Below are 17,340 nucleotides of genomic sequence, written 5' to 3'. Positions count from 1 at the left end.
AGAGAGTTTATCGAACGTTCAACCCGTGAGGAACTGTCCGGCCTTTAGGGGGCAACAACAGGAAGGTATCCGCAGCCAGTTGGAACTGCATAAGTTCAAGCGGGAACTTCTGGAGCGGCTTGGAACGACAGAGCGCGAACTTTTTGCTGGCATGGTCGCCAACAAGAAACACCAGGCGACCCTGCCGCAGACGCTGCTGCATGGCGACCTCCACATCGGCAATACCTATAGGATGCCGGACTTTAGCGTCGGCCTGCATGACTGGCAGCTTTGCGTAAAGGGCTTCGCGCTGCATGATGTGACCTATATCATCAACACCGCGCTATCGATCGCGGAACGCCGCAGGCACGAGCGGGAATTGCTCGACTATTATCGCGACCAGTTGATCGAATTGGGGGTGCGGTCGCCGCCGACCCTCGAAATGCTGTGGACCGAGCACAGGCGCGCGGCGTTGTGGACGCTCTACATCGGCTGGCTGACCTGTCCGCCCGAAAGCTACGGCTGGGAAACAATGGCGGTCGCGCTGCTCCGAGTTTCCACGGCTGTGGAGGATCACGGTACACTCGCCCTTGTTCGAGAAACCCTGTGACCGCAACGCGCTTCGCCGGCCTCGACCTGTGACTGTCCCCAATGCGCTCGTAGTCGGTGCGAATGGCGGCATGGGGTTGTCGGTCACAAGGGCGCTTGTGAAGGCGCCCTATCGGGTCGGTGCAACCGTTTCACGGCCCGAAGCGGTTCCAGCGTTCCGCGAAGATTGTCCCGGCTGCGCAATTGTGGAAGTCGCGGACCTCGCCGATGCCGATTTGCTCAAGGCTCAGGTCGCAAGGCTCGTGGATTTCATGGGATCGCTGGACGCAGTCGTCATATGCGCGGCGGTCGCGCCTTTCGCTCCAGCGGAAACGACATCCTTCGATGTCTTCCGGCGGACGATGGAGATAAATTGTCTCTCGAACCTGGCTGTCTATCAGGCCTGCTTGCCGGCATTGAGGAAGACCCATGGCCGTATCATATTGACCGGTTCCTGGTCAGGCGTGGTCGCTACCCCGGTGATGGCGAGCTATGTCGCGTCCAAATTCGCGCTTGAAGGGCTGGCCGATGTGTTGCGGCAGGAAGCAGGCGCTTGGAACGTCGACGTCGTCCTGATCCAGCCGGGGTCACTCGACACGCAGATGATGCGCCGCAGCCAGGCATCGCTTGCACAGGTCATTTCCGAACTGCCCGACGAAGAGGCCGCCCTCTACGGGAACCTCTATCGTCAAATGAAATATCGGGCAGATGAAGGTCTGACAAACGCGAACTATACATCGGCCGAAGCTGTCGCGGAAATCGTCGTCGAGGCGTTGCGAGCTGATAATCCGGAGACGCGCTACCGGGTTGGAACCGACGCCGAATATATGTGCCAGCTCGCACGTACGAAGTCGGACCGGGAAATAGACTCTCTCATTCTCGACCTTTATCGGACGGCACCTCTGGAGAGCGGATCATGATATCCAGACCCCATCTTACGACCCTTGAGGTCGATGCGATCATGCAGGCTGCCAGGACGTTTGCGCAGACCGAGAATCTGGCGGTGACCATCTGCATTGTCGATGATGGCGGCCATATGCTGCGTCTCGATCGGCTTGGAGCGGCTCCCTTAATCTCTCTGCGCGTAGCGGAGGGAAAGGCGCGTACGGCTCTCGAGCTCAAAATGCCGACCATACAGTTGGAACAGGCTGCCATGGCCATGCCTTCGTTGATCGCGATCGACGATTTCTATCCGTTTCGTGGCGGAGTGCCCCTTTATCACGAGGCGCATTGCGTGGGCGCCATCGCCGTTTCCGGCGCCTCGCCCGATCAGGACGAGGCGGTCGCCAGATACGGGGCAGCGTCATTAACGCCGCAGGACTGACGTGATTATCGGCACCTGTCCCGGTTCTCGGTGACAGGCTGACGGAGGTTGGTCTGCTAGGACTTACTGGCAATTGAAAGAATGGCACCTGGGACTGCTCCGATAGCGAGCTCGATCCGTGGGCCAATGGGAGCAGGCATATGGAAATCGTGAAAGATGACCTGGGAAGCTACGCATCGCCGGAAGTGCAGCGTTGTCCATTCCCTTTTCTCAATCGGCTGCTGGAAGAGGCACCGGTCTATCGCGACCCTGGCACGAACATGTATATCGTCAGCCGCTATGACGACATCAATTTCGTCAACAGCCATCCGGAGATATTCTCCAGCAAGACGCCGATCATGATCAACCGTCAGACCTCCGTTTCCGAGGAGGTGGCGAAACGGTATCGTGAGCGAGGCTGGCCCGAGGAACATGTGCTGGCGTTCGCCGATCCGCCCGAGCATGGCCTGCATCGCGCGCTGGTCGATAAGGTGTTCACGCCAAGCTATGTCAAAAAGCTCGAGCCCTATGCGCTGGGCCTTGTTGATGAGTTGATCGACGGTTTCATCGAGGCGGGCGAAACGGACCTGAGTGCCGGATTCGCCGTCCATCTGCCGATGTACATCATCTCCGATCAATTGGGCGTGGCACGCGAGGATTATGAGCAGTTCAAGCTCTGGTCCACAGCCTGGGTTGACCGCAACGATCCCAATTGCCCGCCCGACCGGGAGCTTATGCTGACCGATCGCATGATCGATATGCAGAATTACCTGGCTGCGCGCGCGCGGGAATATGAGGCCGCGCCCAACGACAATATGCTCAGTCGCCTCGTTCATGCCGATGTCGACGGTCAGAAGTTGACCATGGGCCAGTTGCTGATGATCGCACAGCTTGTCTTGGTCGCGGGTAACGAGACGACGACCACCGGCATCACCAGTGCGATGAACATGATCCTGAGCGATCCGGCGTTGAAGGACCGGCTGATAGCCGATCCCAAGATGATCCCTGCGGTTATCGAGGAGATGCTGCGGGCTCACGCACCCGTGCCGCATCAATATCGCTTCACGACGCGGGATACCGAATTGTGCGGTGTTGCCATCCCCAAGGACACGGTGGTGCAGCTAAGCTATCTCGCGGGCAATTATGACAAGGCCAAGTGGGAATGCCCAGAAAAGATCGACATCGATCGCAAGGGCGTCCGCAACCATCTGGCGTTTGGCCGGGGTATCCACTTCTGCGTCGGCAACCAACTGGCGCGCATGGAGATGCGCGTGGCGATAGGCCGCCTGCTGGAGCGGCTGAAGGATATCCGCATATCCGATAAGCATCCTGCGCCGCGCTACATGGAGCATTTCCAGATTCATGCCCTCGAAAGCCTGAATGTCGAATTCACTCCTGGACAGCGGACGGACGGATAGATGGGCACTGCCAGCAAGCCGCTCGGTGTCGGCATCATTGGCCTTAGCGCCAAGGGTGGATGGGCCGCCACGGCGCACGTCGAAGCCCTTCGCGCGATGCCGGATCGCTTCGCGATCAAGGGCCTGTCGGCTTCGACGCCCGACACTGCCAAGGTGGCGGGCAAGGCATATGGTATCGACTTTGCTACCGACGATCCAGCCCGGCTCGCCTCCCATCCGGACGTCGACCTTGTGGTCGTGACCGTCAAGGTGCCGCACCATAAGGAACTGGTCGCCCATGCGCTCGATCAGGGCAAGGCGGTCTATTGCGAATGGCCGCTCGGCAGGGACCTGGAAGATGCCGCCGAGATCGCCGATGCCGCCAAGGCGCGCGGCGTACGGACATTCGTCGGCTTGCAGGGCAGAAGCGCGCCCGTGCTAGGCTATCTGCGCGACCTTGTCAGCCAAGGCTATGTTGGCGACGTGATTTCTTCCAGTGTGAAGGGGGCCGGCGGGTTTCCATGGGGCGGCGTTGCCATGGCCGGCATGGCCTATGTGCTCGACGATAAGACCGGCGCGACCATGCTGAGCATACCTTTCGGGCACATGCTCGATGCGTTTACCTGGGTTCTGGGCGATTTCTCCCGCCTTCATGCCATTTTAGCAACCCATTACGTCTCGGTCGGGCTGGTCGATAGCGAAGATATCGTCTCGGCCACTGCGCCGGACCAGATCGTCGTCGGCGGCCTGTTAGAAGGGGGGGCCGTTGTGTCGCTCCACTATCACGGCGGTGACGCACCCGAACAGAGTTTCCGCTGGGAGATCAACGGGACCAAGGGCGTGCTGGTCGTTGAAGGCGATAGCGGCCATCTGCAATATGGCCATGTGCGCCTGCGAGGACGTCAAGGCACCAGTCCGCTCGCGGAGTTGGCCGTGCCCGTCGAGTATCGCCGCGTGGCGACCGATCCGGCCGGCTATTCCGATGCCGTCGCGCACGCGTATCGCGCGGTCCATGACGATCTGACCAGCGGGTCTTTGACTGTCCCTTCCTTCGCTGATGCCATCATAACCCATCGCCTACTGGATCGCATCGAGCGCGCGGCGGACTGGAACCGGAGAGGAGAGATAGAATGACGCTGGAAGAGATGCAGGAGAAGCTTACCTACCTGATGGACCGCCAGGAAATTCTGGACGTCGTGAACCGCTACTGCCGCGGCGTCGATCGTCTCGATGAAGAGATGGTGATGTCCGCATATCATCGCGATGCGCTGGACGATCATAGCATGTTCGTCGGCTCAGCCGATGAGTTCTGGCCGTGGGTACGCAAAATGCACTCCGAAAATCACAGTTCGACCCAGCATATGATTGGCAATCATCTCGCCTGGATCAATGGCAATGTCGCGCATTGCGAAACCTATCTGTCCTATTCGGGCATGAACAAGACAGGCGCGCCGTTCAGCGCGATCGGTGGTCGCTACATCGACCGGATGGAAAAGCGCGACGGCAAATGGGGTATCGTCGCCCGCGAATATATCGTGGACTGGGTGGCCCCTTCGATCAACACGATCGAGGGAGCCAAGACGCCCGAAGGCGGGCCGAATTATGACTGCCTGCAGCCTTTCGAGTTCAAGGTCGCTGAAACCGCGCCGCAGCCCAGCCGCGACGTGCAAGACCCGTCCTACAAAAGGCCGCTCGAGATCGATCCGTCCCGGGTCACCGATTACAAGCGGCTGAGCAGCGCTGCCAAGGAATCGGTAAGCGCATGACGGAAGGGCAAAGCGGCGAAGGCGGGGTCCTTTCGGGTATTCGCGTATTGGAAATCGGCCATTTCGTCGCTGCGCCTTTTTGCACGCGACTGCTCGGCGACCTGGGTGCCGACATCATCAAGATCGAGCCGCCAAAGGGTGATCCCGTGCGGCAATGGGGTGCGCAGATCGACGGGCGGTCGCTCTGGTGGTCAGTGCATGGGCGGAACAAACGCAGTATCGCACTTGATCTCAAGGCGCAGAAGGGCCGGGACATATTGCTCGATCTGGTCGAGCATTGCGATGTCGTCGTTGAGAATTTCCGTCCCGGCCAGCTTGCCAAGATGGGACTTGCCCCGGACATATTACGCGAGCGGCGGCCAGGGCTGATCGTGGCCCATGTCTCGGGCTATGGCCAGAGCGGCCCGGGACGCAATCAGGCGGCGTTCGGCGTGATCGGTGAAGCAATCGGCGGCATTCGCTATCTCACCAACCATCCCCCTGAAACCCATGGCCTGCCTCCGGTTCGCGTGGGCGTTAGCATCGGCGATTCGCTGGCAGGGCTCTACGCCGCCTTCGGCATCGTTTCCGCGCTATGGCGGCGAGAGAAGTTCGGGGCCACGGCGCGCTTCGAAACGATCGACGTGGCGCTGACCGAAAGCGTGCTCAGCATGATGGAGGGGATGCTTCCTGAATTTGGCGCATTGGGCAGGATAAAGCAGCCAACCGGGGGCGCGATCGCCACGGCTGCGCCATCCAACGCATATCCTACTGCGGACGAGCAGTGGATATTGATCGCCGCCAATTCGGAGCCCCTCTTTGCCAAGCTGCTCGCCCTCATGGGCCGCTCCGACTTGGTGGACGATCCGCGGTTTACGGGCAATGCGCAGCGAGTGGGTCATGCCGCCGAACTCGATAGCTTGATTGGCGAATGGAGCGGCCAATATACGGCCGAGAGGCTTTCGCAGATGCTTGCCGGTGCGGATATCCCGTCCTCAAAGGTCTACACAGCGCAGGATATCGCGCACGACCCGCAATATCGCGCCCGTGGAATGGTCCGCGAAGTTGAAGATCCGCTGATCGGGACAGTTCTCCATCCTGGCATCGTTCCCCATTTTCCCGATGCACCTGGACAGGTTCGTAGCACTGGCCCTGACATTGGTGCCGACGGCGAAGCGATCATGCGAGAGTTGCTAGGCTATGACGAAAGCCGGATCGTCTCGCTGAAACATTCTGGAGTTTTGACATGAGCGCCCCGTCCGTATCGATCGTCGAAGTGGGGCCAAGGGATGGCTTCCAGCCCATCGAGCAGTTCATCCCCACTGCGCAGAAGCTCTCGCTGATCGACAAGCTGTACGACGCTGGCATTCGCCGGATGGAGGCGACGGCGTTCGTCAGCCCGCGCGCGGTGCCGCAAATGGCCGATGCACCGCAATTGCTGGCCTATTGCGGGAATAAGCCCGGCCTGGATGTGCAAGTGCTCGTGCCCAGCCAGCGTCAGGCGGAACGCGCTCTGGCGGCGGACGCCCGCCATCTCGCCTTCGTGCTGTCGGTTTCGCCCAAGCATAATCAAAGCAATGTGCTCAGAACGCCGGGTGAGTCGGTCGAGGATTTCCGGTCGATCGTCGCTATGCTGCCGGTCTATGCCAAGGTGCGCATCAATCTGGCGACCTCGTTCGACTGCCCGTTCGATGGATCCGTTAATCCTGATGAGGCTCTCGATCTGATCGAGGCACTGGCGGAGATTTCGCCTGACTCCGAATATTGCCTTTGCGACACGACCGGCCGGGTTACGCCTGATCGGGTCGGCGAGTTGTTCATGCGGGCGAAGGCGCGCTTCCCGCAGATCGAAAGATGGGCTTTCCATGGCCATGATACCTATGGACTGGGCGTCGCGAATGCCCTGGCGGCCTATCGTGCAGGGGTTGGCGTAGTGGATTCGTCCTTCGGCGGGCTGGGCGGCTGTCCCTTTGCACCCGGCGCTACGGGCAATGTCGCCACTGAGGATCTGGTGTGGACATTCGCCAAGATGGGCGTCGCCACGGGCATCGATCTGACAAGGTTGCTGGATGCTGCGGAGGACGCAGCGGCCCTGCCCGGCGCCTGTGTCGGCGGGCGTGTGAGAGATGCTCTGGGGTCAAAGGCCCCATTGACCGAGGCCGTTTGATGCAAAAGGCACGCACCTTGTTCGAGAAAATCTGGGACGCGCATGCGATCTTGGAACTGGACGATGGATCATGGCTGCTGCAGATCGACCGCCATCTGGTCAATGAAGTAACCAGCCCACAGGCGTTCGAGGGACTTCGAATCGCGAACAGAAGGCTTGCGCATCCCGAACTGACGATTGCCGTTGCGGACCATAATGTGCCCACCGAACATCGGGATCGTCCCATCGCGGATCCCGACAGCCGAATTCAGGTTGAGACGCTGGAACGCAATGTCGCGGAATTTGCCGTGCCCTATGTCGCCTTGCGCAGCGAAGCGCAGGGCATCGTCCACGTCATTGGTCCTGAACTCGGGCTCACGCTACCGGGCATGACGATCGTGTGCGGTGATAGCCACACATCGACGCATGGCGCGTTTGGCGCTTTGGCCTTCGGCATTGGCACCTCGGAGGTCGAACATGTGCTGGCGACGCAGACGCTGCGACAGAAGCCGGTCAAAACACTGCGTGTGCGGGTGGAAAATGCGCTGCCGGTCGGGGTAACGGCCAAGGACCTCATTCTCTACATCATAGGCAAGCTCGGAACCGCTGGCGGCACCGGCTATGTCATCGAATATGCAGGCCAAGCCATCACCGATCTGGACATGGCAGGAAGGATGACGGTCTGTAACATGTCGATTGAGGCCGGTGCACGGGCTGGTCTGATAGCAGCGGACGACAAGACCTTTGACTGGCTTGAAGGCCGACCGGGCGTCCCTTCGGGCGACGCTCTTGTGACGGCCCTGGATCGGTGGCGCGCGCTTCGCTCCGACCCGGACGCGACGTTCGACCGGGAGGTGGTTGTCGATGCATCCGACGTCGCGCCGATGGTCACCTGGGGTACAAGCCCGGAAGCTGTGACTCGCGTAGATGGCGTGGTTCCGACACTCGAGGCGTTGGCGAACGACAAAAGGGATCAGGCGCGCACGATGCTCGATTATATGGCTCTGGACCCCGGGCAGCCAATCCAGGGCGTCAAGATCGACGTCGTATTTATCGGCAGTTGCACGAATGGACGGATCGAGGATCTGCGCAGCGCAGCGGCTATTGCGCTCCATCGTCACGTTGCTCCAGGCGTGCGGGCTTTGGTTGTGCCGGGCTCAGGCAGTGTCAAGCGCCAGGCTGAAGAGGAAGGGCTGGCCGATATTTTTCGCGATGCGGGTTTTGAGTGGCGCGACGCAGGATGCTCTATGTGCCTGGGTATGAATCCCGACCGCCTCTCGCCCGGCGAACGCTGCGCCTCGACCTCGAACCGCAACTTCGAAGGGCGTCAGGGGCCGGGGGGGCGCACGCATCTCATGTCACCTGCCATGGCCGCCGCAGCTGCCGTGGCGGGTGCCATCGTTGACGTGAGGACCTACGCGTGATGGGTAAATTTACCGACCTCACTGCCATCGCTGCACCCCTGGTGCAGGACAATATCGATACCGACAAGATCCTGCCGGGAGAATATCTCAAGACGGTGAGTCGCGAGGGCCTTGGGCGTGCTCTGTTTGCCCGCATGCGGTATCATGAGGACGGGAGCGACAATCTGGGCTTCATTCTCAATCGTAATCCATGGCGGAAAGCGGGTATCCTTATTGCGGGCCAGAATTTTGGCTGCGGGTCCAGCCGCGAACATGCGCCGTGGGCGCTCACCGATTTCGGCATAAGCGCGATCGTCGCGAAAAGCTTTGCCGACATTTTCTACAATAATTGTTTCAAGAACGGCATTCTTCCCATCGTGCTAGATGAGCCGGACCATGATCAGCTCCAGCGCCTTGCCGAAATACCGGCAACCGCCCGAATGCAGATTGATCTGCAGCGCCAGTTGATCAGCACGAGCATGGCGCGAGCGATCCGCTTCGACATCGATGCCGGACGCAAGATCGCGCTCATCGAGGGGCGGGACGAAATTGCCGAGACCTTGGGACATCAGCGGCGAATTGACCGATGGAGACGCGAAAATTTCGATTCCGTCCCCGCAATTTCTATTGCCAGTAATAGATAACTGGTCCCGCGACTTGGGGACAGCCGATCGAGATGCATTCCTATATCCAGTAATAATTCCTGACGGGAGAGGATTTTCCATGGTTATGTCTGCCGAAACGGTAGCCACCGATTCGATGACAAGGCTTACCCCGCTCATGCTTAATCATGCAGCCTGGGTGACGCACGACGTCGAAGCGACCGCCGATTTTTACATGAATATAATGGGCATGGAACTGGCGAGCACCGTTGTCGACGACACGATCCCTTCGACCGGCGATGCGTTCCCTTACTTCCACATTTTCTTTCGAATGAAGGATGGCTCGACCATCGCTTTTTTCGAGGCGCCCGGACTTCCCGAGCGTCCGGCCGTTTCCCACCCTGCATATGAAATATTCGATCATATTGCGCTGCAGGCCGAGACCCATGACGAGGTCGATCAGTGGCACCAATGGCTTACCAGCAAGGGCATCGACGTGGTTGGTCCGACAGACCATGGCGGACTGATCTACAGCATTTATTTCCGCGATCCGAACGGTCTTCGCCTCGAAATAACGCATCCGACCGATCCCGAATGGAACAGGCATTCGGTCAAGGGGCTGGCCGACCTCACGATGTGGAACGAGGGCAAGAAGCAGGCCATCGAATCAGGCCGCGATGTTGCAGAAGCGATGGTCGAACTCATAGCCGCCCGTCGCCATAAACGCTGAAAGTTTCTGGCGAGCGTGCCACGACGGATCCGGATGCTGCACTATCCGGATCCGTCGAAACCGAAGTAAAGACGACAGGGTCTTCGCGACCTATCATGCCACCTTTTGCGGCTTCCAGGATAGTTCGGCCGGTTCCCGCGTCGAGCGATCCTGCCAATGGCTCCACAGGTCGAGATACCACAACAGCAGTTCGCGCTGAGTGGCGATGCCGAGCCGGTGATAGGTCCGCTTGCGGTATGTCATGACCGTCTCCTCGCTGATTTCCAGCTCCAGCGATATGCCTACCGACGACATGCCATAAATGATCCGGCTGCATACCTCGGCTTCGCGCCGGGGCAGCGAGGCAGCACATGCCGACACACAAGCTTCGATCTCCTGCAGCGACGTCAGAGCCACGGATACATTCGGGCCGTCCCACGTGATGCTGATATGCTTGGCCAGAAGGGCGAAGATGGTTCCCGCAATCGACTGGACGGCGTCGATGTCGGCGCGGGTGAACAGGCCGGCGTGCGATGAGCGTAGCACGCTCAGCCCGACAATATCATCGCCCCAGCGCGAACAGATGAGCAGTCTGTCGCTGATGTCCTGCTCGCCGTAAACGATCTCGCGCAATACGTCGTCGCTCAGATGCTCGACATCGGTGCGCACAAATGCCTCATTTTCCGAGGATAGGCGCAGCTTCGCTTCGTTCAAAGTGGGATCGCGGCGCCATAGACCCTCCTTGAGATACACGCCGACCTGCCGGTGGGCCGTATCCGAGCCGTCCATGCTGGCAGCTGTCACTTCGATCAAATTATCGGCAGTCAGATGGAAGACGGTCGCATGCTCCGCACCGCAGGTATCGTTAAGGAGCGTCAGCAACTGCACTCCGAACCGCTTCTGTCCGATGGACATGATCAGGTCCGGAAAATTCGCTGCCAGCTTGTGAAGCGCTGGTTCCGAGAGTGCGGTCCAGAAAGGCATATTCTCTCCTTGGGTGCCGCGTTGATTATCGTCTTCCGTCCCGCGCGATAGGGACAGGACTGCACACAGCTTCCTGATACATCATACCCACCGAAGCGATAATTCACAAGGCCGAAGGCCGGTACGAGTTGGGGAGGCACAGTATTTATATGCCTGAAGTTCACGAGCTACAGTTCGACTGGGTGCATGTGCATTATGATGAGACGCAGAGCTTCACCGAGACATATGGTTTTGCAGGTAATCAGGGTGCCGTAAATCTCGAAGGCATCTTGATACGACCTGTCGGCGTCCCAAGTAAAACCCTTCAGATATACATGCACCCCGCTTCAACGCTTCAACTCCTCCCAGTTCCTAGAGAAGCGGCAAAGCGCGGGGCACATGTTTTATGCGCCGGAAGCCGATACGCGCGGAACGATACCGCTTGCATATTGGAAAATGTGCTTCTGGATTTGGGGGCGTATATCAAGCATGCGAAGTCGGTGTGGGGCTACACGCGGGTCGTTCTGGTGGGATGGAGCGGAGGGGGCTCGCTATCGCTTTTCTATCAGTCCCAGGCAGAACAGCCGACGATCACGCACACCCCGGCAGGTGACCCTGTCGATCTCACCAAGGCGGGTTTGATCCCTGCCGATGCAGTCATTTTCCAGGCAGCCCATAGCTCGCGTGCCAAATTGCTGCTCGATATCATAGATCCTTCCGTCATTGACGAGCTTGACCCGGACAACAGGGATCCTACCCTCGACCTTTATGCCGGACCATTTCAGGCGCCTTACCCAGCGGAATTTATCGAACGGTATCGCGCGGCCCAGCTCGTCCGGGTGCGGCGTATTACAGCTTGGGTGAAAGAGACGCTTGAGCGGCTGAAATCGGCAGGCGGCGCCGAGCGCGAGCGCGGTTTCGTTACGCACCGAACCCTTGCCGACCCCCGTTTCCTGGACGCTACGCTGGATCCCAATGATCGGCCCATCGGCCGATGCTATCTGGGCGTTCCCGAGACGGTCAACAGCGGCCCGGTGGGTCTGGCGCGCTTCTCGACCTTGCGTGCCTGGCTCTCGCAATGGTCGATTGACGACACGAATGCCGAAGGCGTTGCCAATGCGGCCTGCATTTCAGCGCCGCTGCTCTTCATCGAAAACACGGCAGACGATGCGGTGCCGCAATATCACTGCAGGTCGGTTTTCGAGGCAGCCGCCTCAAGCGACAAGCGGCACGTGATCATAGAGGGCGCAACCCATTATTATGTGGGACAACCAGAACATCTCGATCAGGCCACCAAGGTTACCGAGGATTGGCTTTCACAGCGCGACCTTCTTGGGCGCTAGCTCGGTCAGCGCCATTTATCTGCGCGATTATCATTTTGGAGTAGCAGCGTGAACGCTTCGATCATAGGTTGGGGACACACCCCGTTTGGCAAGCAGCCGGAAGAAACCGTGGAAACGCTGGTCGTGGCTGCGGCCAACGAGGCGATGGCGCATGCGGGGCTTGGTCCCGAAGACATCGATTCGATCGTCCTGGGTCACTTCAACGCTGGCTTTTCCAAGCAGGACCTGACGTCGGCACTGGTACTGCAGGCAAATTCGGGGCTTCGCTTCAAGCCAGCTTTGCGCACGGAAAATGCATGCGCGTCGGGGTCCGCTGCGGTTTTCCAGGGCCTGAACGCGATCGAAGCAGGACGCGCCAAGTCCGTCCTGGTGGTCGGCGTCGAAAAGATGACGGATTCCACACCACCACAGATCGCGGAAAACCTGCTGCGTGCCTCTTACCTCGCCGAGGAAGGCGACACGGACGGCGGATTTGCGGGAATTTTTGGCAAGATCGCGCACGCTTATTTCCAGAAATATGGGGACCAGTCGGATGCGCTTGCCCGGATCGCGGCCAAAAATCACAAGAACGGCGTCAACAACCCCTGGGCGCAGATGCGCAAGGACCTGGGGTATGAATTTTGCCGAACGGAAAGTGAGCGCAACCCTTATGTTGCTGGACCGCTGAAGCGAACAGATTGCTCCTTGGTTTCGGACGGGGCCGCGGCCATCATTCTGGCAGCGCCGGACATTGCGGCGCAGGCCACGCGCGCTGTCCAATTTCGCGGACGCGGCCATGTCCAGGATTTCCTGCCGATGTCGCGTCGCGACATCACCCAGTTCGAAGGCTGTACCCACGCCTGGCGGATGGCGTTTGCTGAAGCCGGTATCGGGCTGGACGACCTCTCGCTCGTCGAGACCCACGACTGCTTCACGGTCGCCGAATTGATCGAGTATGAGGCCATGGGCCTCGTGCCCCATGGCGAGGGCGCCCGTGCCGTTCTGGAGGGCTGGACCGAGATTGGGGGGCGTCTGCCGGTCAATGCTTCGGGCGGGCTAAAAGCCAAGGGCCATCCAATCGGAGCGACAGGTGTATCGATGCATGCCCTGTGCGCCATGCAATTATGCGCTGAGGCCCCTGACGGGATGCAAGTGCCCGGCGCGCAACTGGCCGGGATATTCAACATGGGCGGAGCGGCTGTCGCGAACTACGCCAGCGTCCTGGAGCGGGTGCGCTGATCTAGCATGTTCAACGATATAGAAATGGAGAGACAGAATGGCTGCTCGTTTTGACGGCAAGACCGTGCTCATCACCGGGGCCGGGAGCGGCATCGGCCAGGAGAGCGCCCTCGCCTTTGCCGAAGCCGGCGCCCATGTCGTTGGCATCGATCGGTCGCAGGACGGTCTGGACAAGACCGCCGCACTCCTGCGAGCCATCGACGCTCGCTTTCACGGTATAACCGCCGATGTGGCGGACGAGGAATCGGTCGTCGCTGCAATGCAGGCGGCGCAAGCGGTGACCGGTCGCATCGACTGCGCATTCAACAACGCAGGTATTACGCAGTCATCGACGCTTACGGCGGATCTGACCTTCGAGGAATGGGATCGTGTGATCCGGGTCAATGTCACCGGAGTATGGCTGTGCATGCGTGCCGAGATCAAGCTCATGCAAATCCAGGGCGGCGGCTCCATCATCAACACCGCCTCGTTCCTCAGTCATCACAGCATGGCCCTTCAAACCGCTTACGCGGCGAGCAAGGCGGCCGTGGTGGGCCTGACTAAAAATGCCGCGATTGAATATGCCACCGACGGCATAAGGATAAACGCGGTCGCGCCAGGTGGCATACCGACCGGCATGATGGCGCAAAGCCTGTCGGGACTGGAACGGGCGGAGCAGGACGCTGCGCGACGAGCCATCGGCGATATGCATCCGATGAAGCGCCTTGGAAAGCCGCGCGAAATTGCCCAGGCGGTCATGTTCCTCAGCTCCGACGAGGCTGAATTCGTCACGGGCGTCTGTCTTCCGGTCGATGGCGGCTGGTCGGCACTCTAGGCGCTCGTGCCGCTGTTTCGACGCTAGTCCCCAGCATCGGTGACATACGGACCGACGGTTTGCCTCTAGTTTGATCACCAGAGTTTAGAGCGGTGGATGCCCTGGCAAGCAACCGCACGCTCTCCACCGCCATAGGAGAGTTGATAGATGGATACCGAGCAACAGAGCCCCCCGTCTCAGTGCCCGGTCTCGCGTGTCAAAATTGATACGCTGGATGCCATGCAGCAGGTTCTGCGCTCGAAGGCGGTTGAGGAAAACGCCGATGTCTCGGCAGACAACTATATCTGCCCCAACGCGCTGGCTGCGATCAACGTCCGCGAATTTCAGCAAGGCAATCTGGCCATGAGCAATGGCGACGTGCATCGCCAGCGCAGGCGTCTGCTGAATTCGCTGGTGCGACCCGAGCAACTGGTCCGGTTCCGGGAGGATATCATTCTCCCTTCGGTCGATCGGTGGATGTCCCGCATGGTCAAGCCCAATGAGGAGGGAGCGTTCGGCTGTGACCTTGCGGGCGTCGTCGAACTGATCTTTCTCGAGTTCGCAGCCAAGATCATCGGCATCGAGGGGGTGGAATCCGAAGAGGGCATGGCTCGCCTGCGCGGTTGCGCCTTGCCGATCTTCGGTGGCTTGAGCGCGGCCCATTTTGAGGATCGCGAAGGCGTCACCAACGCAGGGATCGAGGCCAAGCATGTATTCGTCGAAGAATTTTATCGTCCCTCGCTCGAGTTCACCCGCCGGCAATTGAAGAAGCTGGAAGCCGGTGAACTGTCCGAAGAGGATGTTCCGCTCAACCTCCTCCAAATGATCGCTACGCAGGCACATGAAACCTATGCCGATGAGGATGTCGGGATAAAGGAGGCAATCCTCTTCTTCGTCGCGACGACCGGGACCAGTGCGCAGGCCGTGCTCTCGACCGTGGAATATCTGCTAGATTGGTTCGAAAAACATCCCGATGACCGCGCGCTGGTCGAGGATATGGAATTCATCAGCAACGCGCTGCAGGAGGCGCTTCGGCTGCGCGCGCCATTCGTGCCTTTCATCACGCGCCTCGCGGTCGATGATGTTGATGCTGGCGCGGTTCAGGTCAAGGCCGGTGACGAGGTCCAGGCCTGGGTCGCACGGGCAGGTCGAGACGCGGCCATATTTGGCGCAGACGCCAATGATTTCAATCCCAAGCGGGAGGTGCCCGAAGGCATCAGTCGGTACGGGCTGGCCTTTGCGACTGGTGCGCATCAATGCCTCGGGTTGCGAGCTGTTCTCGGCAATGACGGCAAGAGCGGCAGCCATCTCCGGCTGGTCCAGGGCCTGTTCCGTGCAGGAATCCGGCGTGATCCACAGATCGCTGCGCAGTTGCTGCCCCTCAAGCACTCCGATGATCCAAGGGACCAGATCCCGACGTACATCTCGTTTCCCGTCATTCTCGACAATTGGAGTCCGCGCGCATGACCAAGGTTAAAGTTCTCAAGGCCAGCGATCTGCCCCCTGGCGAGATGAAGAAGGTCGAAATCGGCAATCGGACGCTTTGCGTTGCCCATATCGAAGGCCATGGTTTTCGGGCGATAGACGATCGTTGCACGCATGAGGATGAATCGCTCAGCGACGGCTGGATTTGCGGCGATAGCGTCGAATGTCCGGCACACAGCTCGCGTTTCAGCTTCCTCACCGGCGAAGTGACCGGTGTGCCTGCGTGGATTCCGGTCAAGGTCTATGACGTCCAGGTCGACAACGATGCGATCTACGTGACGATCGATGATGTCGAAGAGGCGTCTGCGTGAACCGGCTTCCGTTCTGGTTTGGTCAGCGGGACGCGGGTCGATGCTGAGCGAAGCTACCCTCGGCTCGCGGGATTCGCGCGACAGCGCGTTGAAGGGCAGCGAATTCGAGTCTGGCAGCGCGGGTGCGGGTGCGAGCCCTGCCGTCACGAAATCCGTTTTGATATTGTTTGCGACGGAGACCGGCGCCAGCGAGGACGTGGCAAAGGCACTTGGGCGGGCTGTGGAGCAGCAAGGACTCGCGTCGCGGGTGCTGGACATGGCGGACGCAGATGTCGCTGAGCTTTCATCAGTGGATGTCGCGCTGTTTGTCGCCAGCACCACCGGCGACGGAGACGCGCCCTATGCAGCCGAGAGTTACTTTGCTGCGATCTGCGCTGATCATGCCGCTCCCCTCGATCATCTCAGCTATGCGGTTCTTGCGCTCGGCGACGCTACCTACGAGCATTTCTGTGCTGCTGGGAGAAGGCTGGACGACGCGCTCGCCCAGCGGGGCGCGCGGCGCCTGTTGGAACGGGTCGATTGCGACATTGACTATGAAGAGCCGGCCGCGGCATGGCGTACCGCTGTTCTTGGATCGATCTCGCAAGAGCCATTGATACTGCCGACCGATGATGCGCCGCGCGGGCCGGCGGCGGCCCGGGGCGAGAAATATCGCCTGACGGAAGCGACGGTGGTCGAGAACCGGGTCCTGACCGGCGAGGGATCGACCAAGGCGACCCGACATATCGCGCTGGCCTTTTCCGACACGTTCACGGCGTATGAGCCGGGCGACGCGTTGGGCGTCTTTGTCCAGAATGATCCGGAGGTCGTCGCTGCCGTGCTTGCTGCCGGGGGGCTCGCTCAAGATGTGCTCGTTACCCTCAAGGGCGAGCAAATATCGCTGAGCGAGGCGCTGAATCTCTATCTGGACATCACCTCGGTAACGCCACGCTTTCTGGAAGCATGGGCAGAATTGGCCCAAAGCCAAGCGCTTCTGGAAATGGCCCAAGCCAGTGATGCTGCTGTCCGCGCCAATACCATGCGCCAATATCATATTGTTGACATCATGCGGGAATATCCGGCGTACGCGTTGGGTGCCCAGACGTTGGTTGATATGCTGCGATCGCTCCAACCGCGCCTTTACTCGATCGCTTCGAGCCTTAAGGCAGCGCCGGGCGAGGTTCATCTGACGATCGCGCCGGTGTCTTATCCGCTTTGGGGTGAAGTCCGGCGCGGCGTTGCGACTGGCCAGCTTTGCGAGCGAACCGCAATCGGCACGCGCCTCCAGGTCTATGTGCAGGGCAATTCCCATTTTCGCCTGCCTGCGCCGGATACGCCGATCATTATGATCGGTGCAGGCACAGGCGTGGCGCCCT

General features: G+C 59.9%; 18 protein-coding genes. 17 read left to right on the top strand and 1 reads right to left on the bottom strand.

The genetic code is table 11. The annotated features are described in order from the left end of the window. From IL54_RS07700 to IL54_RS07650, 11 genes are all read left to right on the top strand, one after another. Positions 1-589 (top strand): phosphotransferase (locus tag IL54_RS07700; protein WP_193378831.1); only part of this gene is annotated, 589 nt, incomplete at its 5' end. Positions 590-617: 28 nt separating this feature from the next. Continuing rightward, positions 618-1,487 carry an SDR family NAD(P)-dependent oxidoreductase gene (locus IL54_RS22200; RefSeq protein ID WP_156106175.1) on the top strand — a complete coding sequence of 290 codons (870 nt, stop codon included), beginning with the start codon at positions 618-620 and terminating at the stop codon, positions 1,485-1,487. Then, positions 1,484-1,891 carry a GlcG/HbpS family heme-binding protein gene (locus tag IL54_RS07690; RefSeq protein ID WP_037474486.1) on the top strand — a complete coding sequence of 136 codons (408 nt, stop codon included), beginning with the start codon at positions 1,484-1,486 and terminating at the stop codon, positions 1,889-1,891. Before IL54_RS22200 ends, IL54_RS07690 begins: the two co-directional genes overlap by 4 nt. Positions 1,892-2,031: 140 nt before the next feature. Further along, positions 2,032-3,288, top strand: coding sequence for a cytochrome P450 (locus tag IL54_RS07685; RefSeq protein WP_037474483.1), 1,257 nt, complete (start codon positions 2,032-2,034; stop codon positions 3,286-3,288). Next, on the top strand, positions 3,289-4,401 hold the full coding sequence (locus IL54_RS07680) for a Gfo/Idh/MocA family protein (protein WP_037474478.1): 1,113 nt from the start codon (positions 3,289-3,291) through the stop codon (positions 4,399-4,401). After that, positions 4,398-5,033, top strand: coding sequence for a nuclear transport factor 2 family protein (locus IL54_RS07675; protein ID WP_052027597.1), 636 nt, complete (start codon positions 4,398-4,400; stop codon positions 5,031-5,033). Before IL54_RS07680 ends, IL54_RS07675 begins: the two co-directional genes overlap by 4 nt. Further along, positions 5,030-6,262, top strand: coding sequence for a CaiB/BaiF CoA transferase family protein (locus IL54_RS07670; RefSeq protein WP_037474476.1), 1,233 nt, complete (start codon positions 5,030-5,032; stop codon positions 6,260-6,262). Before IL54_RS07675 ends, IL54_RS07670 begins: the two co-directional genes overlap by 4 nt. After that, complete coding sequence (locus tag IL54_RS07665; protein WP_037474473.1) at positions 6,259-7,179, top strand: hydroxymethylglutaryl-CoA lyase; 921 nt, start codon at positions 6,259-6,261, stop codon at positions 7,177-7,179. The genes IL54_RS07670 and IL54_RS07665 overlap by 4 nt, the downstream gene beginning before the upstream one ends. Beyond that, complete coding sequence (gene leuC / locus IL54_RS07660) at positions 7,179-8,582, top strand: 3-isopropylmalate dehydratase large subunit (protein ID WP_037474471.1); 1,404 nt, start codon at positions 7,179-7,181, stop codon at positions 8,580-8,582. Before IL54_RS07665 ends, leuC begins: the two co-directional genes overlap by 1 nt. Next, positions 8,582-9,205 carry a 3-isopropylmalate dehydratase small subunit gene (gene leuD, locus IL54_RS07655; RefSeq protein WP_037474469.1) on the top strand — a complete coding sequence of 208 codons (624 nt, stop codon included), beginning with the start codon at positions 8,582-8,584 and terminating at the stop codon, positions 9,203-9,205. The genes leuC and leuD overlap by 1 nt, the downstream gene beginning before the upstream one ends. A 79-nt stretch (positions 9,206-9,284) precedes the next feature. Beyond that, positions 9,285-9,893 (top strand): VOC family protein, encoded by a 609-nt coding sequence (locus IL54_RS07650; RefSeq protein WP_237748815.1) that lies wholly within the window; start codon positions 9,285-9,287, stop codon positions 9,891-9,893. 93 nt (positions 9,894-9,986) lie between these two features. Here the strand turns inward: IL54_RS07650 and IL54_RS22195 are convergent, their stop codons facing one another. After that, positions 9,987-10,856, bottom strand: a complete 870-nt coding sequence (locus IL54_RS22195; protein ID WP_052027596.1) for a helix-turn-helix transcriptional regulator — start codon at positions 10,854-10,856, stop codon at positions 9,987-9,989. A gap of 149 nt (positions 10,857-11,005) precedes the next feature. Between IL54_RS22195 and IL54_RS07640 the strand changes: the two genes are divergently transcribed. The 6 genes from IL54_RS07640 to IL54_RS22855 form a co-directional block, all read left to right on the top strand. After that, positions 11,006-12,178, top strand: coding sequence for an alpha/beta hydrolase (locus IL54_RS07640; protein ID WP_037474465.1), 1,173 nt, complete (start codon positions 11,006-11,008; stop codon positions 12,176-12,178). 48 nt (positions 12,179-12,226) lie between these two features. Continuing rightward, positions 12,227-13,396: an acetyl-CoA acetyltransferase gene (locus IL54_RS07635; protein WP_037474462.1), complete on the top strand. Its 1,170-nt coding sequence runs from the start codon at positions 12,227-12,229 to the stop codon at positions 13,394-13,396. A gap of 37 nt (positions 13,397-13,433) precedes the next feature. Next, complete coding sequence (locus IL54_RS07630) at positions 13,434-14,210, top strand: SDR family NAD(P)-dependent oxidoreductase (RefSeq protein ID WP_037474459.1); 777 nt, start codon at positions 13,434-13,436, stop codon at positions 14,208-14,210. A gap of 147 nt (positions 14,211-14,357) precedes the next feature. Further along, a complete protein-coding gene (locus tag IL54_RS07625) occupies positions 14,358-15,656 on the top strand; it encodes a cytochrome P450 (protein WP_081912832.1) in 1,299 nt (432 codons plus the stop codon). Next, positions 15,653-15,985: a Rieske (2Fe-2S) protein gene (locus IL54_RS07620; RefSeq protein WP_037474456.1), complete on the top strand. Its 333-nt coding sequence runs from the start codon at positions 15,653-15,655 to the stop codon at positions 15,983-15,985. Before IL54_RS07625 ends, IL54_RS07620 begins: the two co-directional genes overlap by 4 nt. A 40-nt stretch (positions 15,986-16,025) precedes the next feature. Continuing rightward, on the top strand, positions 16,026-17,340 hold a 1,315-nt coding region (locus IL54_RS22855; RefSeq protein WP_193378830.1), incomplete at its 3' end, for a diflavin oxidoreductase.

The sequence above is a fragment of the Sphingobium sp. ba1 genome, from assembly GCF_000743655.1.
Classification (GTDB): domain Bacteria; phylum Pseudomonadota; class Alphaproteobacteria; order Sphingomonadales; family Sphingomonadaceae; genus Sphingobium.
The sequence above is the reverse complement of the archived record's forward strand: the minus strand, read 5'-3'. Positions and strand labels throughout refer to the sequence as shown.

What these genes read in the sequence shown, in the direction of transcription:
- IL54_RS07690 (WP_037474486.1), top strand. Translation starts at nt 1,484, where the DNA reads ATGATATCCAGACCCCATCTTACGACCCTTGAGGTCGATGCGATCATG.
- IL54_RS07685 (WP_037474483.1), top strand. Translation starts at nt 2,032, where the DNA reads ATGGAAATCGTGAAAGATGACCTGGGAAGCTACGCATCGCCGGAAGTG.
- IL54_RS07680 (WP_037474478.1), top strand. Translation starts at nt 3,289, where the DNA reads ATGGGCACTGCCAGCAAGCCGCTCGGTGTCGGCATCATTGGCCTTAGC.
- IL54_RS07675 (WP_052027597.1), top strand. Translation starts at nt 4,398, where the DNA reads ATGACGCTGGAAGAGATGCAGGAGAAGCTTACCTACCTGATGGACCGC.
- IL54_RS07670 (WP_037474476.1), top strand. Translation starts at nt 5,030, where the DNA reads ATGACGGAAGGGCAAAGCGGCGAAGGCGGGGTCCTTTCGGGTATTCGC.
- IL54_RS07665 (WP_037474473.1), top strand. Translation starts at nt 6,259, where the DNA reads ATGAGCGCCCCGTCCGTATCGATCGTCGAAGTGGGGCCAAGGGATGGC.
- leuC (WP_037474471.1), top strand. Translation starts at nt 7,179, where the DNA reads ATGCAAAAGGCACGCACCTTGTTCGAGAAAATCTGGGACGCGCATGCG.
- leuD (WP_037474469.1), top strand. Translation starts at nt 8,582, where the DNA reads ATGGGTAAATTTACCGACCTCACTGCCATCGCTGCACCCCTGGTGCAG.
- IL54_RS07650 (WP_237748815.1), top strand. Translation starts at nt 9,285, where the DNA reads ATGGTTATGTCTGCCGAAACGGTAGCCACCGATTCGATGACAAGGCTT.
- IL54_RS22195 (WP_052027596.1), bottom strand. Translation starts at nt 10,856, where the DNA reads ATGCCTTTCTGGACCGCACTCTCGGAACCAGCGCTTCACAAGCTGGCA.
- IL54_RS07640 (WP_037474465.1), top strand. Translation starts at nt 11,006, where the DNA reads ATGCCTGAAGTTCACGAGCTACAGTTCGACTGGGTGCATGTGCATTAT.
- IL54_RS07630 (WP_037474459.1), top strand. Translation starts at nt 13,434, where the DNA reads ATGGCTGCTCGTTTTGACGGCAAGACCGTGCTCATCACCGGGGCCGGG.
- IL54_RS07625 (WP_081912832.1), top strand. Translation starts at nt 14,358, where the DNA reads ATGGATACCGAGCAACAGAGCCCCCCGTCTCAGTGCCCGGTCTCGCGT.
- IL54_RS07620 (WP_037474456.1), top strand. Translation starts at nt 15,653, where the DNA reads ATGACCAAGGTTAAAGTTCTCAAGGCCAGCGATCTGCCCCCTGGCGAG.